6 protein-coding genes are annotated in these 6,386 nt (G+C 77.2%); 3 read left to right on the top strand and 3 right to left on the bottom strand.

Annotation, left to right across the window (positions count from 1 at the left end; genetic code table 11):
* Positions 1-33: 33 nt before the first annotated feature.
* Entirely contained in the window at positions 34-1,923 is a 1,890-nt protein-coding gene (locus ACIP82_RS20615) for a hypothetical protein (protein WP_400654969.1), read from the bottom strand.
* A gap of 66 nt (positions 1,924-1,989) precedes the next feature.
* The gene (locus ACIP82_RS20620) at positions 1,990-3,522 is read right to left on the bottom strand and encodes an SDR family oxidoreductase (protein ID WP_400654971.1); all 1,533 of its coding nucleotides are present in this window, start codon (positions 3,520-3,522) and stop codon (positions 1,990-1,992) included.
* Positions 3,523-3,884: 362 nt separating this feature from the next.
* Between ACIP82_RS20620 and ACIP82_RS20625 the strand changes: the two genes are divergently transcribed.
* Together ACIP82_RS20625 and ACIP82_RS20630 are read left to right on the top strand one after the other, a co-directional pair.
* Complete coding sequence (locus ACIP82_RS20625; RefSeq protein WP_363610310.1) at positions 3,885-4,511, top strand: CBS domain-containing protein; 627 nt, start codon at positions 3,885-3,887, stop codon at positions 4,509-4,511.
* A 118-nt stretch (positions 4,512-4,629) separates the two neighbouring features.
* A complete protein-coding gene (locus ACIP82_RS20630; protein WP_363610308.1) occupies positions 4,630-5,280 on the top strand; it encodes a beta-glucanase in 651 nt (216 codons plus the stop codon).
* Between the two features lie 45 nt (positions 5,281-5,325).
* Here the strand turns inward: ACIP82_RS20630 and ACIP82_RS20635 are convergent, their stop codons facing one another.
* Complete coding sequence (locus ACIP82_RS20635) at positions 5,326-5,697, bottom strand: hypothetical protein (RefSeq protein ID WP_400654975.1); 372 nt, start codon at positions 5,695-5,697, stop codon at positions 5,326-5,328.
* A gap of 149 nt (positions 5,698-5,846) precedes the next feature.
* Here ACIP82_RS20635 and ACIP82_RS20640 point away from each other — a divergent pair, with 149 nt between their 5' ends.
* Entirely contained in the window at positions 5,847-6,182 is a 336-nt protein-coding gene (locus ACIP82_RS20640) for an SHOCT domain-containing protein (protein ID WP_400654978.1), read from the top strand.
* Positions 6,183-6,386 lie beyond the last annotated feature (204 nt).

Here is a 6,386-nt window from a genome sequence, read left to right on the forward strand (position 1 = left end):
GGCAGGCGAATGGATCAAGCTCGGAGGGTACGGCTACCGCATCGGCGTGATCCTGGCGCCGCCGTCCAGCAGGGCCTCGACCGAGACGGCGGCCCGGGCCGGGCGCTCCACGGCGAGGGTCCGGTCGGGGACGGGCCGGTCGGCCGACCAGTCCGGGCCCTTGACGGTGATCCGGCCGACCCGGCGGCTGCCCGCGGCGAGCAGGAACTCCGTGCCCTGCGGGGAGCGCCACCACGTCCAGCCGACGGTGTCCTGCTCGAACCGGCTGCACGCCCGGCCGGGGCCGCCGCCGGTGCGCTGCGGGCCCCGGGCGCCCGGCAGCAGGACGGCGGTGGCGGCGCTGCCCTCGCCGGCCCAGCGGTCGGCGCGCAGGCAGACCCAGGACGCCGCGCCGGCGTTCTGCGGGAGCTGCTGGACCGCGAACGCCCAGAGGTTGAGCCGTCTGACGCCGGGAGTGCCGTCGGGCACGGCGCAGCCGCCGCGCGCCCAGGCCTGGAGGGCGTCCGGGGTGACCGCCTCGCGGGGCGACCGGGCCGGCTGGGCGCGGTCCGGCGCCGGGGTGTAGGTGAGATGGGCCGGGACGAGGCCGCCCAGATCGGCGAGCAGGAAGGCCTGCTTCTCGGCGATCACGGGGGAGGAGCGCAGCAGGAGCAGGGCGGCGCCCTGGCAGTCCGCGACCGTTCCGCCGGGGGCCCCGCCGGGCGTCGCGGCGGTGACGCCGTCGGCACGGTCCAGCGGACGGGCGGGCGCGTCCGGCTGGTCGATCCGCCGGGTCTCGGCGGTGTCGATCCAGGGGGCGAGCAGATAGCGGGCGGCGGTGCCCTGACGGCGCAGCACCACCGCGCCCGCCGTGGTGACGTCGGAGCCGTCGGCCCGGGCGAGGTCCAGCCCGCCGCCGCGCCCGTCGGTGTACCGGGCGAGCAGCCACCCGTCGTACAGCACCACCACCGGGGTGTCGTCGACCGTGCCGGCGAACAGCAGCTGCGGCTCGCCCCGGGGCGGGGCGGGCGCGGTGCCCGGTTCGGCCCTGCTCCGCGGGCCGGCCCCGGTCCAGGCGGTGAGTGCCCGGCCGAGCAGGGCGGTGTCGTCGCGGCGGTCGCCGCGCGCGGGCCAGGCGGAGAAGTCGACCCGGCTGGTGTGCTGCCACTGGTCGGCGGCCACCCGGACCAGCCGGGCCGGGTCGGGCGGGGGCGCCGTACCGCCGGGCGGCCGGGGGAGTGGCGTGGCGCCGGGGGCGCCGCCGTCCGGGCCGGTCAGGACGGCGGCCGTGGTGGTGAGCGCGAGCACGGCGACGGTGAGGGAGGCGCCGAGCGCGCGGCGCCGCCGCAGCAGGTCGGTGGGCTGCACCCGGACCGCGCACGGATCGAAGGCCGGCCGTCCGGGTTCGGGCCCGGCGGAGAGCCGCCCGGCCGCGTCGACGGCCTGGTCGGGGCGGTCCGCACCGGCGCGCTGGAGCACCTCGGCGGCCACGGCCGGCGTCAGCTCCTCCACGGCCAGCAGGGCGAACGCGGCCCGGGCGGGCGCGTCCAGACCGGCCAGCGCGCGGTCCAGGGCCGCGTCCTCCTCGCCGCCGCCCGGGGTGAACAGCCGCAGCCCCCAGACCCTGGGCGCGAGCAGCCGGTGCGCCGGGCGCGGCCGCAGCGTGGCGCGCAGCACCCGCAGGCGCAGTGCGGCGTACACCTGCTCGCCGTCCGCGGCCGCCGGGTCGATCCGGCGGGACCAGTGCGTCCAGCGGGACGGCAGGGCCCGCTGGACGGCGGCGTGCGCGGCGAGGACCCGGCTGTGCCGGTCGCGGTCGGCCGGCAGGGCCAGGTAGGCGAGCCGGACCAGGCGGCGGTAGTGGCGTACGAGAGCAGCCTCGGCCAGCGCCACCGGGCGGGCCGGGCGCGCGGCCCGGTTCGCGGCTGGTTCTGTGCCGTCCATCCGTCCTGCCAACGGGCCCTCCCCGGAACCGAGCGTTCTGTCGTGACGGACGGTCCAACGAGTCGATCATGTGATGGTTGCGCCGTCCGGGGAGGTTTCCCGGGGCTCGGCCGCGGCGCGTTCGGTGATCCGGCGGGCCATGCCGCCGAAGACCACCGCGTGGAACGGTGCCACCGACCACCAGTAGGCGTGTCCGGCGAGCCCGTGGGGGTGGAACAGCGCCCGCTGCCGGTAGTCGCTGCCGCCCCGCCCGTCCGGGGTGACGGTCAGCTCCAGCCAGGCCAGGCCGGGCAGCCGCATCTCGGCGCGCAGCCGCAGCAGGCGCCCCGGCTCGATCTCCTCGACCCGCCAGAAGTCCAGCGAGTCGCCGACCCGCAGCCGGGCCGGGTCGCGCCGGCCCCGGCGCAGGCCGACGCCGCCGGCCAGCCGGTCGAGCCGGCCGCGCAGCGCCCAGGCGAGCGGGAAGGAGTACCAGCCGTTCTCGCCGCCGATGCCCTCCACCACGCGCCAGAGCGCGGCCGGGGAGGCGGCCACCCGGCGCTCCCGGACGTCCTGGTAGAGGCTGCCGCCGGCCCAGTCCGGGTCGGTGGGCAGCGGGTCGCTCGGCGCGCCGGGCAGGGAGGCGGACGACCAGCGGGTGGCCACCCGGGCGTCCCGGATCCGCCGCAGGGCCAGCCGGACCGCCTCGTCGAAGCCGGTCAGGCCGCCCGGCGGGTCGGGCACGTACCCGGCGATGTCGTGCTCGGCGCAGACCACCTCGTGCCGCAGTGACTCCACCAGCGGCCGGGCGAGCCGGTTCGGCACCGGCGTGACCAGGCCCACCCAGTGGCTGGAGAGGCGGGGGGTGAGCACCGGCACCGGGACGATCAGCCGGTGCGGGAGCCCGGCGACGGCGGCGTAGCGTCGCATCATCTCCCGGTAGGTGAGCACCTCGGGGCCGCCGATGTCGAAGGCCCGGTTCACCTCCGGTGGCAGCGACGCCGCCGCGGTGAGGTAGCGGAGCACGTCCCGGACGGCGATCGGCTGGATCCGGGTGCCCACCCAGCTCGGCGTGACCATCACCGGCAGCCGCTCGGTCAGATAGCGGAGCATCTCGAACGAGGCCGAGCCGGAGCCGATGATCACGGCCGCCCGCAGCTCGGCGGTCGGCACCCCGCTCGCCCGCAGCGCCCGGCCGACCTCGGCGCGCGAACGCAGGTGTGGCGACAGGTCCCGGGCCGGTACCCCGGTGGGGTTGAGCCCGCCCAGGTAGACGATCCGGCGGACCCCGGCCCGGGCGGCCGCCTCGCCGAACGCCCGGGCGGCCGAGCGGTCCGTCGCCTCGAAGCCGCGGCCGGTGCCCAGCGAGTGCACCAGGTAGTACGCGACGTCGATGCCGGCGAACGCCCCGGTGAGCGTGTCGGGCCGGGTGACGTCCCCGGCGGCGGCCTCCACCCGGGCGCGCCACGGGTGGTCGCGCAGCCGCCCGGGGTCACGGACCAGGCAGCGCACGGAGTGCCCGGCGGCCAGCAGCTCCGGGACGAGCCGTCCACCGATGTAGCCGGTGGCACCGGTGACCAGACAGCGCAGCGGGGCGGCGGGGGTGCCGGGTGCGGTCATGGGAACTCCAGGGGCGTCGGGCGCGCGGCGGGGCGGCGCGGTGGCCCTGTGGCGGACTTCGCGGGGGTGCCCCGCCGGTGTTCTCCGACAGCTTCGCCCGTTGCCGGCGGGGGCGCCACGGCACGGCCCGGCCCGTGCGGACGGGTGCGGTGCGGCCCGCGGTCCGACGCGGCACGGCCGGCCGTCGTCGGGGGCGTGTTCGGCGGCAGGGCCGTTGGTCCCGGGTTTTCAGCCCCTTGGCCCCTGGCGGTGCGAGCCGTCAGAGGCGATGCTCCTGGTACCAGCCGGACGAGGGCTGTCCGGTCTAACGACGCTCGCGGACGAGGTGAACCGGCGTGCGCCACGCCACCGTCGAATCAGTGATGACCAGTCCCGTGGTCCGGGTCGCGCCCGAGACCGGCTTCCGGGAGATCGTCGCGCTGCTGGCCGAGTACGACATCACCGGCGTGCCGGTCGTCGATGCCGACGGCCGGCCGCTCGGGATCGTCTCGGAGGCGGACCTCCTGCGCACCCTGGCCGCGCAGGAGGACCCGGGCAGCCTGCTCCCGGCTCCGGAGCTCCCGGCGGGCGGTTCGGGCGCCGCCACCGCGGCCGACCTGATGACCGGCCCGGCGGTCTGCACCACGCCCGGCACGAGCGTGGTGGGCGCGGCGCGGCTGATGAGCCGGCACGCGGTGAAGCGGCTGCCGGTGCTGGACGAGGAGGGGCGGGTCTTCGGCATGGTCAGCCGCGGCGATCTGCTGCGGGTGTTCCTGCGCGAGGACCGGGTGATCCACCGGGAGATCGTCGAGGAGGTGCTCGGCCGGATCGAGGGCGTCAGCCCGGCCGAGGTCGGCGTGGAGGTGAACCAGGGCCGGGTGGTGCTCAGCGGCACCGTCCCCGAGCCGCACCTCGTCCCGATCGTGCTGAACCTCTGCCGCTCGGTGGACGGCGTGGTCTCGGTCACCGACCGCCTCGGCAGCGGCGGCCGGCCCGCTCCCGTCGGCTGATCCGGGCCGCCTCGGACCCGGAAGGTCCGCTTCGCATACTGCGGAACGTACCGGGTAAGTCACCCTGTGTGTTCGGCGGCGCCGGGTCGCCGGGACGCGGGGCTCCCAGGAGGCGGCCGTGGCAGTCGTGTTCGACGCGGACTTCACTTCGACCAGGCAGTGGACAGCGGGCCGGAGCAGCGCCTATCCCCGGATGGGGCCGACCAACCGGGGCGATCACAAACTCGACTTCCTCAGCCGCGCGTACTGCCCAGGCGGGCTCTTCACGGCCGTCCGCCGGCCGGCCGGCGGACTGTGGACATGCAGCCTGCTCACCACCGAGGGGAGCCCGGACGGCTTTCAGCTCCGCTCCGGGGACGCGCTCACCGCGCAGGTCACCCTCCCGGTCGGGCTGGGCGCCTGGCCGGCCATCTGGACCTGGCGGGACGGGGGCAACGAGGTGGACGTGTTCGAGTACCACCCCGACAACCCGGACCTGCTGGAGCTGTCCAACCACGTCCGGGGCGGCTTCCGCTACTGGCACGGGGCCGCCGCCGGCATAGCCCCCGGCTCGACCTTCACCCTGCGGACGGTGCTCGGCACGTACTCGGTCGACTGGTACGTCGACGACACGCTGGTGTACGCGGACCGGCACGGGGTCGGGCCGGACTGGCGCGCCTATCTGATCGTCAACCTGTCCGTGGCGGACGGGACGTACCACCCGCGGCCGCCGGAGAACGGGCCGGGCGTGCTCGGCTGGACCTGTCACAGCCTTCGCGTCGACCGCTGAGCGCGATCACCGGCCGCCGGGAGACGGCAGGGGCGGGTGGGGGCGTCACGAGTCGGGCGGGAACGTGGCGGTGATGTGCCCGCGCGGTCCGGTGCGCTGGAACCAGACCACCCGGCGGTACGGCCCGATGTGGGCCGGGTGGGTCACGTACAGGTCGTCACGCGGGGCGCTCTCGTTGCCGGGCGCGAGGGCGGCGTCCGCCGCTTCGGCGGCGATGGCGCGCAGCAGCGCGTGTGCGGTGGCGGTGGCCGCGGCCGGTGCGATGGCGAGGGCGGTGAGCTCCGTCCAGAGCCGGGTCGAGACGTAGCTGATCGGCGAGTGGGCCAGGGCGGGGTGCGGGAGCCCGTCCTCGTACCGGCGCAGCACCCCGGCCGCCACGAGCTGCTCGCGGTCGTCGGTCGGCGGATGGGGGTTCATGGGGCGCAACGCTACCCGGTGGGCGGGGCCGGTGTGGCCGGGGCCTTTTCTCGGAAACTCTTCAGCCCGTTCGGTCGGTCGTGAGCGCACGATGGTGGTGGAGGCGCCGATCATCTCGGCGGGTCCCGGCGGGGGCGGAGGAGGAGGTCATGATGAGGCACTGGTACGGGCACGGCCACGGACATGTCCTGGGCGGCTGGGGCTCCGGCCTGATGGTCGTCGTGGGGCTGCTGGTCCTGGCGGTGCTGGTGATGGCCGCCATCGCGCTGTTCCGCTACGTTTCGCGCTCGTTGCGGCCCGCCCCGCAGGGTCCGGCGGCGGCCGGCTCCGCCGGGGCCCCGGGGCGGGCGGCGACGCCGACGCCCGAGCAACTGCTCGCCGAACGCTTCGCCCGCGGTGAGATCGACGCGGAGGAGTACCGGCACCGGCTGGACGTTCTCCGCTCGGTGAACGGACCGGGGGAGCCGGGGCCCGGCGGCGGCTGAGAGGCTGTCGGGTGGGCGTCCGGCGCCTCGGCCGGGAGGTCCGGATCCCGGCCGGCCTCGATGCGGACCTGTCGTCGCACGGTCGCACGGTCGGGGGGGGGGGGGGGGGCGGCGGGGGGGGGGGGGGGCCCGCCCCCCCCCCGGGGGGGGGGGGGGGGGGCCGGGGCCCCGGGGGGGGGCCGGGGGGCGGGCGCGGGGGGCGCG

The organism is Kitasatospora sp. NPDC088548 (genome assembly GCF_044753005.1).
Lineage (GTDB): Bacteria > Actinomycetota > Actinomycetes > Streptomycetales > Streptomycetaceae > Kitasatospora.

What these genes read in the sequence shown, in the direction of transcription:
- ACIP82_RS20635 (WP_400654975.1), bottom strand. Translation starts at nt 5,697, where the DNA reads ATGAACCCCCATCCGCCGACCGACGACCGCGAGCAGCTCGTGGCGGCC.
- ACIP82_RS20640 (WP_400654978.1), top strand. Translation starts at nt 5,847, where the DNA reads ATGATGAGGCACTGGTACGGGCACGGCCACGGACATGTCCTGGGCGGC.
- ACIP82_RS20625 (WP_363610310.1), top strand. Translation starts at nt 3,885, where the DNA reads ATGACCAGTCCCGTGGTCCGGGTCGCGCCCGAGACCGGCTTCCGGGAG.
- ACIP82_RS20620 (WP_400654971.1), bottom strand. Translation starts at nt 3,522, where the DNA reads ATGACCGCACCCGGCACCCCCGCCGCCCCGCTGCGCTGTCTGGTCACC.
- ACIP82_RS20615 (WP_400654969.1), bottom strand. Translation starts at nt 1,923, where the DNA reads ATGGACGGCACAGAACCAGCCGCGAACCGGGCCGCGCGCCCGGCCCGC.